We start from the raw sequence: 20,018 nt of genomic DNA, 5'->3' as shown, positions 1-20,018 counted from the left end.
AATGGATTTCACCTCAAAATAACATCTCGCGTATACTCTGTCAATTCATTATAATAACGATACTCCAAACTGTGAGGTGAAACGGATGTTATTCCGAATCGTTCGAAGTAATTAGTCGTCGGGCTGGGTCAAAACGCGTACCAGCTAACATGGGATACGTCTGCCCTTTTGAGCCTGTTCGGTATTTAATCGTAACGATTTGGCACAACATCTGTCTAGAATCAAGAACTCACATTGGAGGAACCATATAATGAAGAAAAAGATGGACTATATTACTTTTTACGAACGTATTGGGCAATTAAATGGCTGGGACTTCAGCTCCCTGAAAGTGACTTCAGAGGGCATTGGATGGAACTTCTACGAGGAAGTTACACGCTGCACCGAACCGTCTGATTTATTGCTTGATATTGGCACAGGTGGGGGAGAAGCTGTTCTTTCCATCGCGGATGCCGCACTATTATTGGTTGGAATCGACCTTTCCCGGGGAATGGTTGAAACTGCCCAACGTAATCTTAAGGCATCTGGTTCCATGTCGAATGTCCGTTTTGTGCATATGAATGCAGATCAACTGACATTTCCAGATCAATTCTTTAATGTGGTATCCTCCAGACACTGCGACTTCTGCGCTACAGAAGTATTCAGGGTATTGGCCGATGGCGGTGTATTCCTTACCCAACAAGTCAGTGAACATGATAAATATAATCTTTCTAAGGCTTTTGACCGTGGACAATCGCTGGGCGTTCAACCTGGCACATTAATGGAACGATACAAACGTGAACTTCGCGAAGTGGGTTTTCGAGACATTGAGGCACACGAATATAATGCAACAGAATATTACGCCACGCCTGATGATCTGCTTTTCCTGCTGACCCATGCACCGATCATTCCCGGTTTTGGAGAGAAGGAATCTGACTTAGAGTGTTTCCAACAGTTTGTTGAGCAAAATCTCTGCGATAAAGGGATTCGAACGAACTCGGCACGTTTTATGCTGACTGCTCGGAAATAAACTGAATTTATATTATCCAACAATAAGCTACGAAAGAAAAAGCCCAGCCCCATTCACAAATCATTTGAATGGAGGCTGGGCCTTTTAAAAATTACTATCTGTTTTGATTATTGCTTCTATTATGAATTTGTTCTTTTATTTGTACAGCCCATTCAGGAAAATCTGACACATATTCTTGCAGGCCATCTTGATTAGCCTCCAATATAATTTCTCCCGTAAGTTTACTGTTATCAATAACTGTTAAAGTATCTATAAGATCCAAGTTCTCAAGTAAATTCCGAATTGAAGTTTCATGACGAATAAGAATATCTTTGTCCGAAATGTGATGACCTCCATTTCGGACTCTGATTGCAACCCGCTCCATATTCAACTCTGGATTCCCTAGGCCAACATAATACATAACGATTTGGAAGCCTCTTTCTCGGGCTTCTCGCATTAAACGTATTGCATACCCTCCGGATAAAGTAGTTTCCATAGAAAAATCCCATTTGTTTTCTATACATTCTCGGGCAAGAAGAATTGCCTGTTTACCAGCAGATACTCTAACCGTTTCAGGAAATTGAGAATTAATTCTTCTAGCTAGAGCGTCAGGATCAATATTAACGTTTGTACCAATACGATCAATGATTAAGTTCCTAATCGTACTTTTACCACTGCCGTTATTACCTGCAAAAACAAACATTGTAGATCCCATCTATGCATCATCCAAACTTGGTCCATGAGATATAGTTTCTTTTACTCCATCAGCATATTCTTTTATAATCTCTCCATCCGGAGTGCTGTAGACAACATATGTTCCATGTATTTTAGCGTCGAGCCGTGCTCTTTCACCTGTTAATTTAATGATTTTTTTTATATCCTCATTTGATGACATTAACAACACCTCCACAACATTTAACATATCACGATTAATGCATATTTGCATCTTGAATAATTACTGAATTGCTCCCTTTTTCTCCAGGAAAGGCTTTAATTTATCCAAAACATAATGACTGCCGCCTCTTCCGTTCACTTGTTCAATGACCGCGGCTATAAGGAAGGATGGTGATTCAGTATCAAACACCACGACAAAACCGTTCTCCTGTCCTTTCTCCCCCTTCTTGGCCTTCAGCTCCGCAGTCCCTGTCTTAGCCGCCAGTCCTTCAGGAAGTGAGTTCAAGGAATGGGCCGTTCCTCCCGATCGGGTCACGACCTCGCCCAAGGCATCCTTCACCGTATTTGCGACTTCAGGCGTAATCACAACTTCCGGTTCGGCGGTTTCCTTTTCCTCTATCAGTACAGGCTTCACCATTTTTCCTTCATTAATAAAAGGGGTGAAGGACGACGCCAGATGGATTGGCGACATCAACATTTCTCCCTGTCCATAGGATGTGTCAGCGAGCAGCACCTCGGATGACAGATCAAGATGAGCCTCGTTTGCATACTGACTTGGTTTCAAATATAGTTCGTCTAGTCCAAAGTTGTCTCCAAAACCGAACTTCTGGATGCCATCTATGAACTTGGCGCTGCCCATCTCAACAGCTTCCTTCGCAAAATAAATATTGTCCGAGTAGACCAGCGCATCTACCATGTTCACCGGGGATACACTTTTCACACGCTTCACATAGTAACCGCCCCAGCTCTCATCCTTACGCCATTGCAGACCAGAGATATCATGCGATTTATCAGCTGTGGTAACCTTCTCCATCAGACCTGCCGCTGCCGTAATGGCTTTGAAGGTTGAACCCGGTGCATAGCGATTCGTAAACCTATTGATAAAAGGAAGCTTCTCATCTGCTGAATAGGCATCCCACTCTGCCTGTGTCAGTCCCGTAACCATCTTGTTCGGATTATAGGCAGGCGCACTAACCAGTGCCAGCAGGTTACCATCTGTTGGGTTCATCAGCACCATCGCACCAGCGTCACCACCACTGGATAGTGTCTTATACAACTTGCGCTGTTGCTCGGAGCTGATCGTCAGTTGAATATTCTGTCCATCCACTGCATCCTTGCGAATAAGCTCAGAGCGCGTGTTTCCAGATTCATCGGTGATCTCGATCAGGCCACCTCGTTCGCCGCGAAGCTGTTTCTCCAGTGATTGCTCCAGTCCGGCTTTGCCAATCCAATCTTCCGCACGATAATAGCCTTCCGTATCTTTCTCCAAATCTTCCTTGGTGGCCTTGCGCACATAACCGATTAAATGAGCAGCAGCCTCACCAAGAGGATAATATCGTATTTCCTTGGATTGAACTTGCACACCAGCCAATGCTGTAGGCACCCGGGAGTCCTCTGTCGAAGCAATCGGAACAAAATATTCTGGCTTCACCCATTTCTGTGCAAGCGCGGTGTTGATCATAGCTTCTGTTACTTTGTAATGCTCCGCGATCCGGGCGATCATCGCCTCCGGATTTTCTCCCAGCTTCTCAGGTATGATGCCCCATTCATATATATTTCCCTTTGTTGCGAGGGGCATCCCTTCACGATCAACAATGTCTCCACGTTCCGGGAAAAGGGTTCTCACCCGAACTTTGCTTCCCTTGACCATGTCAGTCAGAATCATGGATGGCTTCCAGTTGATCCGCCAGACTTTGCCACCCTCCTCAAGCTCTTCACGCACCAGTTTCAGTGTATGTGTCTCGTCCACTTCCCCCAGGAAGGTCGTTAACTGCAGACTGTAGTCCACTTCATAGGCATCCGGGTTTTGGTTTTGGTTTTTATTTTCATTACCAGTGCCGTCCGTGGTCTCTTCGTTTACTTTCGGTTCCAATTCTGCCTTAATCGCAGAAACCTCCATACCCGAATAGATTGCGTTGTATTTTTCCACAAATTGCTCACGGTTCATGCCGGACTCTTTCAATGAAGCAGGCGTCATCAAGGTATACAGTTGATCGAATTCTTTCTTTTGCAAATGCTCTATGTACTGATTAGCGGTTACCTCGGGCTTTACTTCCTCTGTTTTGCTATTCTGCATGTATAAGTACATTCCGATTCCACCGGCAAATAAGATGGGAAGCAGTCCATAAATAATTTTACGTTTCGATTTCATGATCATATCACCTCTAATATACACTATAGATTTCCAGCCTCAATTAAACAATGGAACAAATCTGACGAATTTATCATTAAAAATAGCCGAAAGCTCACATAATATGTTTAAATAAGGAGAGTGAGATTACAGTAAAGGAGCCCGATGATGGAAATCAGCTATTTTTTACTCCCCAAAGCCGAAGTGGCCTATATCAAGTCTTCCGCTTCCATGAAAGATGCGATCGAGCAGCTTGAATTGCAGCATTATACCGCCATTCCCGTGATTGACCAGGATGGAAAATATGTTGCCACCCTGTCCGAAGGCGATTTGTTATGGAAAATGCGGAGCACCCCCGGACTGACATTTGAGACGATGGATCAGGTCCAGGTGCACGAGATCGACAACCGTGTATATAATGAATGTGTCTTTATTAAGGCCGAAATGGAGGATATGCTGACGTTGGCAGCAGATCAAAACTTTGTGCCTGTGGTGGATGTGGACCGTGTCTTCCTAGGTATTATCCGTCGCAAGGATATTATTGAGTATTATACGCGCAACATCTCCGACTAAATTTGAAATGAATATATGCCTTTTGCTGATCACAATGGCAGAAGACTGAAACAGAAATGACGAGTCCTTGGGGCAATATCACTAAGTTACTTAACTTAATGACATTGCACATTGGGCTCGTCATTTTTGTGTTTTCAGATAACATCTGGCCCCACTTTCATCTTTGCGAAAAAAATAAATAAACATATTGCGCAAATTTCGACAAATAACTACAATAATTATTGTGATACGACAAAATTAACCATCAAAAATTGAACCAATGGCTCTATATTTTTCGAGGTCCTATCTCTTTTTTCAGAATTTGTTCAGAATCGTTTAGTACAATGATCACATTCTTTTTATTCCGATAGGCGGCACTACTCAGAAAAATCAGGAAGAGGTATTCACTTGAACTACTTAAGTACACGCAACAAGATACTTGTCACAGCTACTGTGATTATGTCTTGTATTTACGTCATTTGGCGTACATTTTTCACCATTCCTTTCGGACATGGCCCTCTCGCCGTAACCGCAGGTCTTGCCCTCCTAATTGTCGAACTTATAGGTATGTTCGAACTGGCCGTCCATTTTTACAATATGACCCGGCTCGAATATCCCGAACTTCCCGTTGTTGACGAAGCCTTATATCCGGATGTGGATGTATTTATCGCAACTTATAATGAACCCACTTCGCTTCTGTTCAAAACGATTAATGGCTGCCTGAATATGGATTATCCTGATCGCTCCAAAGTACATATCCATCTGTGTGATGACTCCAATCGTCCCGAGATGCGGGAACTGGCTGCTCATCTGGGCATCAACTACCTTACGCGAACAGAGCATGTACATGCCAAGGCGGGTAACCTAAACAATGCCATGAAGCATACGTCTTCCCCGCTAATCGTCACCTTTGATGCAGACATGATTCCGAAACATGATTTTCTGACGTCGTGCGTTCCCTATTTTCTGACCGGAGAAAAAATTGGTTTTGTGCAGACACCACAGAGTTTCTATAATCCCGATCAGTTCCAGTACAATCTGTACTCCGAGAACCGGATACCGAATGAACAGGATTATTTCTATCGAGACGTACAAGTGGGTCGCAACAAATCCAACTCCGTCATCTATGGCGGAACAAATACTGTACTCTCCAGACAGGCACTGGAAGACGTCGGCGGTTTCTATACCGGTTCCATTACAGAGGATTTTGCCACTGGTATTGAAATGCAGAGCAAAGGGTATCGCTGCTTCGCTACCAATAAAGTACTGGCCTCCGGACTTGCTCCCGGTGATCTGAAAAGTCTGATCAAACAGCGTCAGCGCTGGGCGCGCGGTTGTATCCAGACAGGTAAAAAAATGAACCTTCTCTTCAAAAAAGGACTTAGTTTTGCGCAAAAACTGAACTACATTTCTTCCATTACCTACTGGTACTCCGGGTTAAAACGACTGCTGTACATCATGTCACCCATACTGTTTGCCGTGTTCGGCGTTCTGGTTGTGAAATGTACCATTCTGGAGATTCTCTTGTTCTGGTTGCCGATGTATCTGTTGACCAACACCTGCCTGCGGATGTTATCCGGCAATATTCGAACCACCAAATGGACCAATGTATATGAAACCATTTTGTTCCCTTCCCTTCTGCCCGCCGTCATTCTGGAAACTCTGGGCATCACGATGAACAAATTCATCGTTACCCGCAAAGACGGTGCGCAAAATGATGATCGGAACTATCAGATTAAACAGATGATTCCTCATCTGATTCTGGCGGTACTATCCATTATCGGAATCGTGAATTGCATCCACTGGACATTTAGCCAGGGAACAATTGGTTTCCTCGTTGTACTGTATTGGTTATTGATTAATTTCTACAACATCATGATGTCGATCTTCTTTCTGGCTGGACGCAAAGTGTTCCGCAATCACGAGCGCTCAATGGCTGCTGTGGATTGCGCGCTCACAACGGAAGGGGAGATCATCTCCTGCATCACTCACGATCTCTCGGAAGGCGGCATTTCCGTCATGCTGGATACACCGAAGTACATTCCAAGTGATATGGAGATTGGCATTAAACTGGTAAATGACCGGTATTCAAGCGAGTTTACAGGCAAGGTGGCACATGTCGCTTCGATCGGAAACCGTTGGAAATATGCTTTTACCGTTAAGGATATCACGGAACAAGAGCAGCGCCAGCTGCTGCACATCATCTATGATCGCGAACCTACGCTGCCTCAGAAGCTGGACAAGGATATCAGTACATTTGAAGATATTCGTCTGAATTTTGTACGTCGGGGTCAGAGTGAGTTCATGTCCAACCGGAAGCTGGCACGAATTGCGCTAAATCGCGAATTGCCAACGGCAGATCATGGAACCGTGACATTGATGGATTTCAACTATGAATTCGTCTTGGTGGAGATGGAGCCTCATGATTTGGTCAATGAGATCCAACTTCCGCTTAGCGAAGACATCTCACTGGAATGCGTGTGGGTGCAGTCCCTGCGTGACAAACGAGGCGATCTGTACCGTGTGACCAATATTCGAGATATTGCTCGCAACCATCAGATGCCAACCTTGGAAGCACTGCTGAAACAGTGGAATAAGGAACTTATCCAGTTGGGTAAAACAGGCCCTGCATCCCAGGGCAAGAACAACATCTCTCCAGACGAACTGAACGAGATGGCTTATCTATAGAGCGGAGGCAAGAAAGCATGATCAAGAAATGGAAACAACTGACGCTTGTCGCCAGTCTTGTTGTGTTATGGAACATGTATCCCATACAGGCTGTTCAGGCAGAGCAGCTCAAGGTAAGTGGGAATACACTCCATGAATGGAACAACGGAGCCAAGGTAGACGCCAGCGTTGATAACAAAGGCAGTATTCAGATTAAGACCTCCACGCAGGGGTTCAAAAAAGGATACTATTCGGCCTACGTCTATGAGCTGCAGAATCGAGACTGGTCAGGCTATGGGGCTTTGACCTTCTCCATCCGCAATGAATCGGACCGAAAATTGCCTCTTAATATCTTACTGACCCGAGCGGATAAAATCTCCCTTACTGTGTCTGATGATCGAAACGTCATCGTAGTCGAGAAATCAACCGGACAGGCTGAACTGGTTCGCCCGGTCTCCGGCCTGATTGCGTTGGAACCGGGATTTGTCGGACAGATCCGCATCCCCTTTTCCAGCCTAATGGTCCAGGACAAGGCCAGCACGGCAGGCCAGGTGAATTTGGGTAAAGTCATTGGCTGGGGCATTACAACCACAACTCCCGAAAACGCCAAGCTAAGCTTCCGCATCGGCAATATCAAGCCGTTATCCAAGAAGCAAGCTGTGGTGGAGAACGGGCTCACCACCTTGCAAATGACTGGTGACGAACGTGTGGTGAAGCCTGTAGCTGGGGAATCCATTGTCCAATACGGTGTTCAATCTTCCTCAGAAGAAAAGCCCAATGTAAAATTCCAGCTCGACACCCCCGTGCAGGGAGTATCCATTACACCGGATGGACTGCTGACGCTTCATACGGATGTCGATGCTGAGCAGGCCACCATACGTGCACTTGTGAATGACAAATGGAATCTGACAACGACCGTGATGCTGGATCGCTCTTCGGCCATGAATGTTCAGGAGAAAGACGGGACGCCACGTTCTATTCCTGACCCATCTGAAGTTACCAAGGTGCTCAGCCCTGCGGACCCACTGATGAAAACATCGGTGGGATGGTTTATTCGACTCTTGTTAACAGCTGCCGGAATCCATGGACTCGTCCTCTACTGGATGTGGAGAAGACAACGGAATACCCATGGCGCCAGAAAGCGACGTTCCCGGGATGATCGACAAGCACGGCGACCTTTTCGCATGTAAACGACCCTTGCAGACCAACTCGCATCCTGAGATGCGGGTGTCTGTCTGTTTTACTTGAGCATGTTGCATCAATAGATACAACGTGCTCCCTTATATGATCCTCAAGGAGGAAAGGCAGTGCTCTTTTCCAGTGTAATCTTTCTATTTTATTTTCTGCCGCTTGTGCTGGGGCTGTATTACATACTGAGATTCTCGGTTACGGCCAAAAACATGCTGCTGCTGGTTGCCAGCCTCTTCTTCTATGCATGGGGTGAACCGTGGTTTGTCCTCATCATGCTGGCCTCCATCTGTTTCAACTATATCTTCGCCCTGCTTGTGGACAAGTTCAGAGAACGACGGAATGCCGCTTACACCATCATTACATTGATGCTTATCGTCAATCTAGGTATGTTGTTCGTCTTTAAATACATGGCTTTTGCACTGCGTATTATGAATGAAAATACCGGCTTTGGATTAAATATTCCGAATATTGCGTTACCGCTAGGAATCTCGTTCTTCACCTTCCACGGAATTTCCTACGTCATCGATGTGTATCGTGGACATGGTGCCGTGCAGAAAAACCTCTTTTATGTGGCGCTTTATATTTCCTTCTTCCCTCAGCTCGTTGCCGGACCGATTCTGCGCTATAACACAATTGCGGATCAGATGGTCAACCGTAAGGAGAGTTGGGACAAGTTCGCACTGGGCTGCTGCCGCTTCATTGTCGGTCTGGGGAAAAAGGTGCTGTTATCCAACAGCATGGCGATTGTCGCCGATCACATCTTTAGTATGGGTGGCACCTCGGATATTCCGGCAAGTCTGGCATGGCTTGGAGCCATCGCCTATACGTTGCAGATTTATTTTGATTTCTCAGGATACTCCGATATGGCGATTGGTCTCGCCCTCATGTTCGGGTTCAAGTTTGAAGAGAACTTCAGATATCCGTACATCTCCCGGTCCATCACTGAATTTTGGCGCCGCTGGCATATCTCGCTGGGCACCTGGTTCAAGGAATATGTCTATTTCCCGCTCGGGGGATCACGTGTCACTAACAAGGATAAAATGATTCGCAATCTGCTCATCGTCTGGGGATTGACTGGCGTGTGGCATGGTGCGGAGTGGACATTTGTAGTCTGGGGATTAATTAACTTCGCATTCATTGCGCTGGAGAAAATCTCTAACTTTGATAAAGGTACACGCTTCAACCCGCTGCGGCATCTCTATGCCATGTTCATTGTGGTCATCGGGTGGGTGATCTTTCGTTCACCGGATTTGCTGCAAGCTGGCAACTATCTGGGCAACATGTTTGGACTGTACGGTAATGGATTCTGGAGCGAAACGACTTGGATGTTCCTGAAGGAATACGCGCTCTTCTTCATTCTGGGCATTCTGTTCTGTATGCCGATTGCCACGCGAATGAACAAACTGATGGTCGACGGCGCACGTTTCAGCAAACCATTGGAACTGGTGTACCCGGTCACGATCATCGTTTTATTTCTGGTCTGTGTATCGTATCTGGTCAAAGGTACATACAATCCGTTTATATATTTCAATTTCTGAGAGAAGGCACAAGCATGCACAACTTTTTTGCCAAAAAGAGAATCACGGCTTTCCTCTTCATTCTCGTGCTCGTGACATTCTCTGTTCTGAATATTATCCAGTCCTTCGGGCCGATCCAAAAGACGCTGGCTTCAGCGGACTATCATTATTCTGAAGCCAAAGAACTGATTCACGAACTGGATGACGACATTAATGAACATGTTTTTGAGAAATTCGGCTTCGTCGAAGCGTACGGATATATGCAGTCACTCATGTGGAAGAACGAGGAGAACAACTTCGAGGTCGTAAAAGACATGGAGGGCAAGCTGCACTATACCTACTTTGCTACAGAGCCGACGGATACGAAAGAACTGTCGGATCGGGTTGCTGCGCTGGGAGCACAATTGGGCCCCAAAACGAAGCTGACCTATGTGATGACACCAGACAAATACGTACGTGGGTATACGCAGTTCCCGGAAGGCATTCCTTACAATTATAACAACGAAACAGCCGATGGCTTTCTGGCCAATCTCCAGCAGGATGGCATCGATACGGTGGATCTGCGTGAAGGTCTGTTGGAAAGTGGCATTCCGGCAAAGGATCTCTTTTTCACTACAGATCACCACTGGAAAATCAAGACCGCGTTCTGGGCCTTTGGCCAACTCGTGAATCATCTGGACGGCATGTACGACAAGTCGCTGGACCCGGAACATTATTTCACGGACTTAAATAACTATAATGTGGTTCCGTATCAGGATATTTTCATTGGATCACAGGGTCGAAAAGCCGGGAAATACTTTGCTGGTGACGATGACTTTGACCTGATTTATCCGAAGTTCAAAACGGACTATTCCTTCTATTTCAAGACCGGCGAGACGAAAGCCACTTTGAACGGCCGTTTCGAGGATGCTCTGCTTACGACCTATCCGCTGAATGTGCAAGGAGCTACCTATGATCTGACCGCTGACAAGTACTTTACGTACCTGTACGGAAATCAGGGAATCGTTCATGTGGTGAATAAAGACAAACCGAACGGACTCAAAGTACTGTTCATCAAGGACTCTCTCGCAGTGCCGATGATCTCCTTCTTGTCGACCGTCGTGTCTGAGATTTACCTGATTGATCCACGGTATTATACGGGAGACATCATGGATTTCGCCAGCAAAACCGACCTAGATCACGTCTTTGTGTCCATATCGCCGCAGGATCTCGTAGATGAATTTTTCCCTTACGGATCGAAAGATTAACCATATAAGGAACTAAAGATTATTTACACAAGCACTCCGATGACAGAATAACCTTCCAATCGCTGTTATCCCCAGATTTTTTTTATCCCTTTTCTCAAAGGGGAAATCCGGGGATAAAGGCGAACGCTTCGCTTTTTCAGGTTTTTTCTGTCCTCTCCGTTTCTGTGTAAATGTTTAGTTCAACCTATATAGAGGATGGACCATTCATCTATATAAAGTCGAAAGAAAGGGTACTCCACAGCCAATGATCTGGCAGACCGGGTACCTTTTTTTAATCCAATAGAATCAGTTTCGTTCACGCTTCGCCTTCTGTTCCTTATAATATTGCAAAACGTCACGCGGGCTGCCTTGAAACGCTCTTTCCTTGCCATATGCATACGCCAGGTCCAAATTAGCAAAAGCTTCATCATGCTGCTCTAGCCTCATGCAGACTATACCCAGCTCAATCCACGGGCCGGTATTAATATCCGAACCTCGCGTTTGCAGTGCTATTTCAGCCCAAGGCTTCGCCAGCGAGTACTGCCCCATGTCCATATGTGCATTCACGTGACAGGAAGCGATCCAGCTTGCCATTTCCCAGTCCGTCTTCGGCTCGGGCAGCATCCCCCAAGCCTGATCATAATAGATCAGGGCTTGCTCATGCTGCTGCGTTTCATCCAGAACATTGCCTGCTTCTACCGTTTCGATAATTTGTCTCTCCAGTTCGGGATGTTCCGGCGTCAAATCTTTCACTCCGTAACCTCCTCCTCCAGTTCGAAATACCATTCCAGAAAGTTATTGAAGTTCGCCCATTGTGGTGTACTTTCACCGCTCAGGAAACGTTCGATCGATTCGCCAAGCTCCACCAGAGCCACATCTCCCGTTTGGCGGTTATAAAAGAATCCACCCTCGCCCTCAAAGCTATCCAGCGGGATGTAGGCTTCTGGCAATCCCAATGTGAGTTGAGCCACCGTCATGTCCTCCAAATATACGGTGTTTTCCATAACCCAGCAGATCTGATAGATTTCCTGATGTCTACTGTAAAAGGTCGGACCATCATCAGCATGCAAATAAAAATGTGCAAAATCAGTTGCAAGATCAATACCCAGTTTACGTAAAGCTTCTTCATACTCTGCTGGCACATCTTCATGCCACCAGCCCTGATTTTGACAATAATCAATCACTTTATTGGATAACATATTAAGCCTCCTAATGAATCGAACATGATGCAGCCATGATGAGTAAAGCCTCTGGTACTAGTTTATCTGTACCTATATAACGATATAACCTAGCCCGTTATGCGTTAAATCACGACAAAGGTTTAACAGGTATCCATACTTGAGGAGGAAGACCCTGACCAGGGTATACCTCAAGTTCCGGAATTCCCGCATGCTTGTAAGGGGTGGCTCCGAACCATTCACTCATAATATACTTCCACAACCTCTGTATTGCTTCTGGCGCCAATTCATCGGCTTCAAACACCATCCAGTGGGACGCGGGAATCTCTATTGAGAACAAACCCTCAGGCACTTCCCCGGAGTGTGAAGTTGCGATCCAGTATTCCATTTGACCGCTGTGTAATTCCCTCTGATCTATACAAATGCCGACCAAACCGGACACGGTCCCGTTATTAAACTCGTTTAAACGATCTTCTATTCCGTCCGCCAAAGCTTCCTGCCACATCTTTGGAATCTCTCTCAAATTCTCGCCATCCACACAAGAGAACGTTCTTTTGATGCCTACGAAAGTTAGGGACTGCTGTTCAATCAAGTTATCTTTCACATTCATGGAATGGGCTCCTTTCAGATCAAGTGCAGAACGATATGGAGTGTGGTTGCCCATCACCCATTCATGAAATAATTGGTGGGCGCTGCTGGCATCCGGAGCCATGAAGAGATACGTTCCCTCCACCTCTCGGCGGCTCAGCTTGGAATCAAAAAGCTCCCTATCCTCTTCTTCATTCAAAACAATTCGGTACGTCCCATCTTCCTCTCGGAAACCGATCGCGTGCACATTCGTATTTTGTTTATAATAACCCAGCTGCAGAATGGCTGGTTGTTCTTCTGCCATTTCCCCTGTGGAGATCGGATTAGGAAACTCCTCGTCAAATCTCTCTTCTTCCAGCACGATGCCCTTAAAGAAACCATCAACCACTCTGCCCAGACGATCCACCATGAGATTCGCATGTTCATAGGGAAACTGTTGGATCTCGTACACGTCCCGATCCGAATGATGCCATTGCAGATGCTCCATGATTTTGGAATACGTGAAGCTAACGGCGCTCGCCATTTCCCGATCCAACGGCTGGTTCGCGGTGAGACGGGTCAATTCCACAATACTGTTCACATACTTCCAGAATAACAACTGGTCGACGCGCGCTTCTTCGTGCAGCATGTACAAAAAGGTATTCTCCTCCGCACGCGCATTGCGCAGGAGTTCCTGAAGCGATTGTTCCATATACAATATATCCTCCCGGGTTTTGCTATAGATACTTTATCAAAAGAGCAAGACGATTGGAAATATCACTTCATTTCCTCCATCTAAAAAAGCCCGCAGGAACTGCGGACCTCCATTTCTCAAAAAATTTATCAATTATATACCCACTCAACCAAACACTTCACGACTACGAAATATACGGTATGTGGCAAATACAGCCCCCACAGTAATGAGCAACATTACGATTGTATATAAGCTTAAATAGGATAACTCCAATCCGAATATGGAATAGGTTGTTGGAGTTTGAAAAAGTTTCGTTACCCGAACCACCGTACTGAATGAAAATTTCTTTATCCACATCATTGAACCTGGGTTTAAATTCAACACATCAAATGCTAGGTAAGGCACACCCACAATCGCAACATTTACGATCATTGCAACAAACGACGTTGAACTGAGAGCGGATACCATCAACACAATAAACCCAAAGATAAGGGCTCCTATTAAGTGGGTAACTAACTGAACCATGTAATATTGAATTGCAGTGAATCTATAAGGTGAAAACTCATAGTCAAAGCTATAAAAATACATCCCTACACTCTGGATAGATGTATCTGCCCCAGCCAAGTTACCAAACCTAAGCCAATAAACAAGCAAGTTAACACCAGTGAACAATACAACACACACCACAATATATAACATGGAAGCCATCAATTTTGCCGATACGAGCTGGCCTTTACCATGTTTGCTGCTGCGCAGTAAGACCGCTGTTCCCAATGCATATTCCTCTGCAAATACCGGAGCCAATCCCAGCAATATCATAATGATCATAAAGACTACACCAAATTGATCAATGTATTCTAGCAGGTAGCCCCACGGTTTATTGTAGTAAATTCCCAATACATTTACCGTTCGCTCCTTGATGTTACCACGATCGTCATAACTCGTGGTGTTCTTGATCTCTTCTGGCGAAAAAACAGCAATATCATAGAGGACACCATATTTATACTCATTTTCCTCTCTGTACTTTAAGTTATCCAATTGATCATGTGCGATTTTCACTTTCTCGGTTGTAATGGGGCCTTCATAAGGCTTGTAATAGTTAGTACCGTCCATTAATCCAGGATGTCTTAAAAAAGCGTATAGTATAAGAAAAACAAGTAGTACAGCGATTGCAATAAAAATACTTTTACGCATCATAATTTTGTAAAATTCAAATTGGGTTAAACGAATCACATTGTCGCCTCCTCGTCGAAATAGTGCATATATACGTCTTCGAGTCGAGGTGTCTCTGGCACTGCTTGTGGAACAGGTTGTTCTTTGGAGAGAATTCTGGCTACAATTCCATTAGACTGATAGGACAATCCACTTACTTTGAAATGAGATGTAAGCTCGGCAAGCTGCTGCTCTGTTAAGTTCGCTTTCCACACCTTTCCCTCCAAACTTTTTATAATCTCTGTCGGTGTGTTCCGGACAAGCACCTGGCCCTCGTTCATGAGGATCATCTCCTTACACGAAAACTCCAAATCAGAAATGATGTGGGTAGATAACAATACGATACGATTTCTTCCCAACTCACCGATAATGTTACGGAATCGAATACGCTCTTTAGGGTCCAGTCCAGTTGTGGGTTCGTCAAGAATCAGAATATGTGGATCATTCAGCAATGCTTGTGCAATCCCAAGTCGCTGTTTCATCCCTCCAGAAAACGTACTGATTTTATGTTCTGCTTGCTTCTCCAGGCCTACCATACGTAATGTCTCCTCTACACGGACAGCAGCTTGCTTCACATTCAGTCCTTTCAAAGAGGACATATACATAAGAAATTTATAAGCGGTAAATCGATTATAAAATCCAAAGCGTTGTGGCATGTAGCCCAATATACTGCGGTAACGGTCTCCCATCTGTTCGATAGACTGCCCATCCAGCAAAATTTGTCCAGAAGTTGGCTTCGATATATCTACCAACATACGAAGTAACGTTGTTTTTCCAGCTCCGTTCGGCCCGAGTAAACCATATACACCACCACTAGTCAGCTCCAGCGAGAGCGATTGTACGGCCAACTTTTTTCTATACTTCTTGGATACGTTATCCATGGTCAATATCAAAGGAATAACCTCTTTCCGTTTGTGATGTATATTTTCGCGCCATCTGGTAGACCTGACTGATCAGTAACAGCACTCCACATAATGCGATCATTATAAGAAACGAAGGCCGGATCTGTTGAAATAAAAAAACTAATCTTGGATTACTTAATGCAAGCCACACCAGTCCAAACCACACTATCAAAAAGATACTGACGGCAACCCCACCCCGAACACGCATAGCCAACCACAAACTAGTCCCTGCCGCAATCATAAGCTGGGTAGACCACAGACCGAGGGCACTCCATGAAATTAAATTTCCTGTTCCACCGGATGTAACTAACATAAGTAGCAATATAAATACCATGTTCCCAACCAATACTATGATCAGGCGTGTAAGCATCAGCTGCTGGGCTGTAACTTTGCATGTCAGTTCTATTTCCATCAGTCCCTGATCGCGACCTTTGAATACTTCCAGTAATCCTAGTACAAAAGGGATAGGTACAAAAATAAACGAATTCATGTAAGGATTAAGCTTAGACTGGGTTCCTAGCCAGAAGCCAACAAACAGGAGTATTAAACAAATTAGAAAATAGGATTTGCGAAAAATGGCAACTTCACCCCAAACCAGTTGAAACAATTCTCTTATTGATTTCGCCTTTAAATGTTTCAAATGAGTTCTCTTCTGAGCTGGCATATGGACATTCAAAGCTTTGATCGTCTTTTCGATCTCCAATTCTGATGGAAAGTTAACCGTATATTCATCCAGATAAGAAACAATCTCGTTATACTCCTCCATCTCAAGCTCAGAAACCCAATTCCTTTTATCGCTGTTTTCTGTACGTTTCATCCCGTTCACCTCCTACAATTATCTCCCTTAATTTCGATATGCCTAAGCGGATTCGTGATTTCACTGTCGATTCATTTGTCCCCGTCAGCTCGGCTACCTCTCTGATTTTAAGTCCGTTATAATAATTGAGGATAACCGCATCTCGCTGGTGCTCAGGCAAACTTATAACTGCCTGCCTAACTTGTTCATTCTGAAGCCGTTTATGAAAGATGTTCCACACATTGTGTTGGTCACTGGCAGGAAGCGCCTCTTCCGTTAATTCACTTTCTCTATGTTGTTGTTTAAATCGGCGTCCCCTAAAATAATCCGTACTGTGATTAACAGCAATTTTCAGCAGCCAGTGACTGAATTTCCCAGTGTCCCGATACTGATCCAAAGAATTCATCATTTTTATAAATACCTCTTGGGTTAGATCATAAGCGGTATGGTACTCTCCAGTTTTTCGATACACGTAAGCAAATATCGATTTATAATGCCGCTTTACCAGCACTTCCATGGCAGCACGGCTACCTTCACGAATCTCCTGAATAAGCTCTTCATCATTCAACGCTCCCTCACCCCCTCTAAAACATTTAACGAAACCTAGACTATAAAAGATCAAAAGTATTTATATTTTTCTGAATATAACAAAATGCCCCAAACAAGAGTAAGAATTCATCTCCACTATACTATCCCTTGCATGAAAAAAAGCCCGCAATGAACGCGGGCTTGAAATGGTCGTTCCATAGTTCGTAAGCTGGTTAACACGAAATTAACAAATCTAAATTCTAATCGATATGACTCTTATGCCTTTCCTTATTCTGGAGCAACTTTACCTTCATTCTTTCGTCTAATGATTAACTAACAACGAAGGAGATGACTATGCGAATAAGTTGCAGTCCCGGTTTCCCCGGGAGCATGATTGGATCAATTAACCTTCAGCCTAACAAGTTGAATACGGGCGTTTCCAGCAACAGCGAGATTTCTCATCATGTTGACCCTAAACTCATTGCCATTCCCTACATCGTAGATCCTGGATTCGGTTCTTACTTTGATGCAATGAAGATGATGAAGGGAACGTACAAGGAAGAGTTTCACGTAAGCTATGATGTGGAATTTACGATTGATGTGGATAAAAAGGGGTATATCACCCAGTTCGAGCATACCTTTGCACTGGAGCGTTATCTCGATCTTATACAGACTCAGTCCTATAAAGTGATTAAGACGAATTGGAAAGGTCGTTCCTTCCATGTCATGACCTACAGTTATATGGAGGAAGTGTGTAATCCGAACAACGTAATCTTCAAATGTAATAATGCAGAGGATGTTTTCGTCGTAGCTGAACTTGTCCCCTATTCTATCGGTGGTGTTGTGGTGCAACCCCATAATCGTTACCTGCACCTTCGTGCATTAATCTCCGCGCGGGATGATCTCTACCCGATCGACTATATGTGTGAGCCTGATTTCGATCTAAGCATCGAACCATAAGTCCTACATCATTTGAATACAGCAAAGAGCACAAAGCGTTCCTGACTTACTTCGGACCACCTGTGCTCTTATTGAATATAGGTTCAGTTCACCAAAAAAATCAAATCTCAGGGGTGGTTACATGGATTTTCGAGAAGAAACACCCGAAGAAAAAAGAGAACGTTTGAGACAAGAAGAATTAAAGGGAAATCCTATGGGTACGTTCGGTGATGGCATAAATCGTGCTCAATTTGGAAGCTTCGCAGATTTAGTTGGCGGTTTGGGATGGAAAGGCACTGGAATCCTCATTATATTATTGGTCATAGGGTATGTAATTTATAAATTAGTGTTTTAAATAAGGATAGGGATAACTATGCATTCTTCGCTACTTGAATAAATAAGCGTATTCAAAACTTACCATCGAATACGCTTATTCGTTTGCAGAAAATACTCAACCATTTAAGCACTCAAATCCTTCTTATCTTCCTTTGCCACCAGCTTCTTGTGCTCCCGCTTCTCAATCCAACCCCCAACCCGGATGAAAAAGAAAGCCACCGCCATAGAAAAGGTCACAATTCCGTAGAAACCGGCGCCCGTACCAATACCGACCCCACCTGCAAATAGAATCATCGCTGCAGATGTCAAACCTTTCACTTCAAATCCGGCCTTCATAATGAGTCCTGCTCCGAGAAAGCCCAGACCCGATACGATTTGAGCCGCCAGACGCATCGGATCCATCATCGTACGGTTATGCAGCTGTCCGTACACTTCAACGCTCTCAATGGATACGATTGTAATTAATGCAGAAGCGACCGTGACAAATGTATACGTCTTTACGCCCGCCGGTTTGTTTTTATGGGTCCGATCGAATCCGATTAACAGCCCGAGCACAGCACTGATCAGAATTCGAACATAATATTCAAAAGGTACAGAATTGCCCATCCAGGATGTAAACGTTATCATGTTTAACCTCACTACATCCGAAACTCATTCTTGCTAATTCTTGATCGAGGAACAAGAGTTTCTTTCTATGATTTTGCTAGGCACGATCCTGTTATTCTCATACGTTCCTTCCAAAATACCTAGCTTATTCATGAGCAGCCTTACCGACTGAACACCCAGCTCAGATGGTTGCAGATCCATTCCCGTCAAAGAAGGCCTTACCTGGTGCATCATGGATTGATCACCGCAGATTACAAACAAAGAGATATCTTCTGGCACACGAAGACCCGCGTCGTTGATGGCATTAAGGGCGCTAAATGCAGTACGGTCGTCGTCTGCGATAATGGCCGTAACCCTCCCCATGGTATTCTTCACATTATGAAGTGTCTCGTCATAGCCGTATTTAATATACTTGTCTGAATGAATACCCGGTTTATAATGAATCATTCCAGGCTGGATCATCACACCATGCTCCTGCAGCACACGGACGAATTCTTCCGTACGTTCAATGGAAACAGTCATCTGCTCCCCGGCGTTCAGGAACATGATGTTCCGATGCCCCAGTCCAAGCAAATAATCGCAAATATCGCGGATAACCTGTTTATTATCGTTATTGACCGTCGAAACACCCTGGAGTCCCTTGTTAATGATTTTGCCGATCGTGACGAACGGAATGTCATGCTGATACAGCAGATTGATCCGGTCATCGTCTTCTGTAGGCCCCAGCACAATGGCACCGTCAATAGGATAGCTCGCAAGTGAAGGTGTCTTCACCTCTTCGGCAGCAATCATGTCCAGAAGCACCCGATATCCGTAATTGGAAGCTTCCAGAATCACACCATTGATAAACTGATTATGGAACACGCTGAAAAAGAATTTGCCGTGCGGAATCGTAAGCCCGATCGCCATTGTTTTCTTGGTGACCAAGCTTCTTGCAATATGATTCGGCACGTAATTCAATTCCTTCGAGATTTGCATCACTTTCTCGGTTACCTTTTTGCTCGTCGGCCTTTTCTGGCTGAATACGTTGGATACCGTTCCCTTGGATACACCCGCCAGACGGGCTACATCATCAATCTTTGCCATTAGGAACAACC

Annotated in this window: 20 protein-coding genes; 8 read left to right on the top strand and 12 right to left on the bottom strand. The window is 44.7% G+C overall.

The features are described from left to right. Positions 1-250: 250 nt before the first annotated feature. Positions 251-1,006, top strand: coding sequence for a class I SAM-dependent methyltransferase (locus AC3ITG_RS04415; protein ID WP_489252929.1), 756 nt, complete (start codon positions 251-253; stop codon positions 1,004-1,006). A 94-nt stretch (positions 1,007-1,100) separates the two neighbouring features. Here AC3ITG_RS04415 and AC3ITG_RS04410 read toward each other — a convergent pair whose 3' ends face one another. The 3 genes from AC3ITG_RS04410 to pbp4 are packed head-to-tail and all read right to left on the bottom strand — an operon-like array spanning position 1,101 to position 4,031. Continuing rightward, positions 1,101-1,700: an ATPase gene (locus AC3ITG_RS04410; protein ID WP_489252928.1), complete on the bottom strand. Its 600-nt coding sequence runs from the start codon at positions 1,698-1,700 to the stop codon at positions 1,101-1,103. Then, positions 1,701-1,880 (bottom strand): hypothetical protein, encoded by a 180-nt coding sequence (locus AC3ITG_RS04405; RefSeq protein ID WP_489252927.1) that lies wholly within the window; start codon positions 1,878-1,880, stop codon positions 1,701-1,703. Between the two features lie 60 nt (positions 1,881-1,940). Next, positions 1,941-4,031 (bottom strand): penicillin-binding protein PBP4(5), encoded by a 2,091-nt coding sequence (gene pbp4, locus AC3ITG_RS04400; protein ID WP_489252926.1) that lies wholly within the window; start codon positions 4,029-4,031, stop codon positions 1,941-1,943. Positions 4,032-4,178: 147 nt separating this feature from the next. Here pbp4 and AC3ITG_RS04395 point away from each other — a divergent pair, with 147 nt between their 5' ends. The 5 genes from AC3ITG_RS04395 (at position 4,179) to AC3ITG_RS04375 (ending at position 11,184) form a co-directional block, all read left to right on the top strand. Next, on the top strand, positions 4,179-4,583 hold the full coding sequence (locus AC3ITG_RS04395; protein ID WP_024631266.1) for a CBS domain-containing protein: 405 nt from the start codon (positions 4,179-4,181) through the stop codon (positions 4,581-4,583). A gap of 387 nt (positions 4,584-4,970) precedes the next feature. Beyond that, positions 4,971-7,250: a glycosyltransferase gene (locus AC3ITG_RS04390; protein ID WP_489252925.1), complete on the top strand. Its 2,280-nt coding sequence runs from the start codon at positions 4,971-4,973 to the stop codon at positions 7,248-7,250. A gap of 17 nt (positions 7,251-7,267) precedes the next feature. Further along, entirely contained in the window at positions 7,268-8,419 is a 1,152-nt protein-coding gene (locus AC3ITG_RS04385) for a CIA30 family protein (protein ID WP_489252924.1), read from the top strand. Between the two features lie 117 nt (positions 8,420-8,536). After that, a complete protein-coding gene (locus AC3ITG_RS04380) occupies positions 8,537-9,958 on the top strand; it encodes an MBOAT family O-acyltransferase (RefSeq protein ID WP_489252923.1) in 1,422 nt (473 codons plus the stop codon). A 14-nt stretch (positions 9,959-9,972) separates the two neighbouring features. Next, positions 9,973-11,184 (top strand): alginate O-acetyltransferase AlgX-related protein, encoded by a 1,212-nt coding sequence (locus tag AC3ITG_RS04375; RefSeq protein ID WP_489252922.1) that lies wholly within the window; start codon positions 9,973-9,975, stop codon positions 11,182-11,184. 285 nt (positions 11,185-11,469) lie between these two features. Here the strand turns inward: AC3ITG_RS04375 and AC3ITG_RS04370 are convergent, their stop codons facing one another. From AC3ITG_RS04370 to AC3ITG_RS04340, 7 genes are all read right to left on the bottom strand, one after another. Next, positions 11,470-11,916, bottom strand: coding sequence for a hypothetical protein (locus tag AC3ITG_RS04370; RefSeq protein WP_489252921.1), 447 nt, complete (start codon positions 11,914-11,916; stop codon positions 11,470-11,472). Further along, on the bottom strand, positions 11,913-12,362 hold the full coding sequence (locus AC3ITG_RS04365) for a hypothetical protein (protein ID WP_489252920.1): 450 nt from the start codon (positions 12,360-12,362) through the stop codon (positions 11,913-11,915). The genes AC3ITG_RS04370 and AC3ITG_RS04365 overlap by 4 nt, the downstream gene beginning before the upstream one ends. Before the next feature lie 109 nt (positions 12,363-12,471). Further along, positions 12,472-13,620: an effector binding domain-containing protein gene (locus AC3ITG_RS04360; protein WP_489252919.1), complete on the bottom strand. Its 1,149-nt coding sequence runs from the start codon at positions 13,618-13,620 to the stop codon at positions 12,472-12,474. A 147-nt stretch (positions 13,621-13,767) separates the two neighbouring features. Beyond that, positions 13,768-14,835 (bottom strand): hypothetical protein, encoded by a 1,068-nt coding sequence (locus AC3ITG_RS04355; protein ID WP_489252918.1) that lies wholly within the window; start codon positions 14,833-14,835, stop codon positions 13,768-13,770. Beyond that, positions 14,832-15,707, bottom strand: coding sequence for an ABC transporter ATP-binding protein (locus AC3ITG_RS04350; protein ID WP_489252917.1), 876 nt, complete (start codon positions 15,705-15,707; stop codon positions 14,832-14,834). Before AC3ITG_RS04350 ends, AC3ITG_RS04355 begins: the two co-directional genes overlap by 4 nt. Beyond that, positions 15,688-16,533 (bottom strand): hypothetical protein, encoded by an 846-nt coding sequence (locus AC3ITG_RS04345; protein WP_489252916.1) that lies wholly within the window; start codon positions 16,531-16,533, stop codon positions 15,688-15,690. The genes AC3ITG_RS04350 and AC3ITG_RS04345 overlap by 20 nt, the downstream gene beginning before the upstream one ends. Continuing rightward, a complete protein-coding gene (locus AC3ITG_RS04340; protein WP_240343070.1) occupies positions 16,508-17,080 on the bottom strand; it encodes an RNA polymerase sigma factor in 573 nt (190 codons plus the stop codon). The genes AC3ITG_RS04345 and AC3ITG_RS04340 overlap by 26 nt, the downstream gene beginning before the upstream one ends. A 314-nt stretch (positions 17,081-17,394) precedes the next feature. Between AC3ITG_RS04340 and AC3ITG_RS04335 the strand changes: the two genes are divergently transcribed. Together AC3ITG_RS04335 and AC3ITG_RS04330 are read left to right on the top strand one after the other, a co-directional pair. Beyond that, positions 17,395-18,000, top strand: coding sequence for a hypothetical protein (locus AC3ITG_RS04335; protein ID WP_489252915.1), 606 nt, complete (start codon positions 17,395-17,397; stop codon positions 17,998-18,000). 121 nt (positions 18,001-18,121) lie between these two features. Further along, complete coding sequence (locus tag AC3ITG_RS04330) at positions 18,122-18,334, top strand: DUF6366 family protein (RefSeq protein ID WP_064642138.1); 213 nt, start codon at positions 18,122-18,124, stop codon at positions 18,332-18,334. A 104-nt stretch (positions 18,335-18,438) separates the two neighbouring features. On the opposite strand, the gene AC3ITG_RS04325 is transcribed toward AC3ITG_RS04330, so the two are convergent. Then, a complete protein-coding gene (locus AC3ITG_RS04325; RefSeq protein WP_489252914.1) occupies positions 18,439-18,942 on the bottom strand; it encodes an MgtC/SapB family protein in 504 nt (167 codons plus the stop codon). A gap of 33 nt (positions 18,943-18,975) precedes the next feature. Continuing rightward, positions 18,976-20,007 (bottom strand): LacI family DNA-binding transcriptional regulator, encoded by a 1,032-nt coding sequence (locus AC3ITG_RS04320; protein WP_489252913.1) that lies wholly within the window; start codon positions 20,005-20,007, stop codon positions 18,976-18,978. Positions 20,008-20,018 lie beyond the last annotated feature (11 nt).

Source organism: Paenibacillus sp. GL_099_B, assembly GCF_057835695.1.
This window is presented reverse-complemented; position numbering and strand designations above follow the sequence as displayed.

Coding starts and splice junctions, on each gene's coding strand:
- AC3ITG_RS04415 (WP_489252929.1), top strand. CDS start 251: ATGAAGAAAAAGATGGACTATATTACTTTTTACGAACGTATTGGGCAA.
- AC3ITG_RS04410 (WP_489252928.1), bottom strand. CDS start 1,700: ATGGGATCTACAATGTTTGTTTTTGCAGGTAATAACGGCAGTGGTAAA.
- AC3ITG_RS04405 (WP_489252927.1), bottom strand. CDS start 1,880: ATGTCATCAAATGAGGATATAAAAAAAATCATTAAATTAACAGGTGAA.
- pbp4 (WP_489252926.1), bottom strand. CDS start 4,031: ATGAAATCGAAACGTAAAATTATTTATGGACTGCTTCCCATCTTATTT.
- AC3ITG_RS04395 (WP_024631266.1), top strand. CDS start 4,179: ATGGAAATCAGCTATTTTTTACTCCCCAAAGCCGAAGTGGCCTATATC.
- AC3ITG_RS04385 (WP_489252924.1), top strand. CDS start 7,268: ATGATCAAGAAATGGAAACAACTGACGCTTGTCGCCAGTCTTGTTGTG.
- AC3ITG_RS04375 (WP_489252922.1), top strand. CDS start 9,973: ATGCACAACTTTTTTGCCAAAAAGAGAATCACGGCTTTCCTCTTCATT.
- AC3ITG_RS04365 (WP_489252920.1), bottom strand. CDS start 12,362: ATGTTATCCAATAAAGTGATTGATTATTGTCAAAATCAGGGCTGGTGG.
- AC3ITG_RS04360 (WP_489252919.1), bottom strand. CDS start 13,620: ATGGAACAATCGCTTCAGGAACTCCTGCGCAATGCGCGTGCGGAGGAG.
- AC3ITG_RS04345 (WP_489252916.1), bottom strand. CDS start 16,533: ATGAAACGTACAGAAAACAGCGATAAAAGGAATTGGGTTTCTGAGCTT.
- AC3ITG_RS04335 (WP_489252915.1), top strand. CDS start 17,395: ATGCGAATAAGTTGCAGTCCCGGTTTCCCCGGGAGCATGATTGGATCA.
- AC3ITG_RS04330 (WP_064642138.1), top strand. CDS start 18,122: ATGGATTTTCGAGAAGAAACACCCGAAGAAAAAAGAGAACGTTTGAGA.
- AC3ITG_RS04325 (WP_489252914.1), bottom strand. CDS start 18,942: ATGATAACGTTTACATCCTGGATGGGCAATTCTGTACCTTTTGAATAT.
- AC3ITG_RS04320 (WP_489252913.1), bottom strand. CDS start 20,007: ATGGCAAAGATTGATGATGTAGCCCGTCTGGCGGGTGTATCCAAGGGA.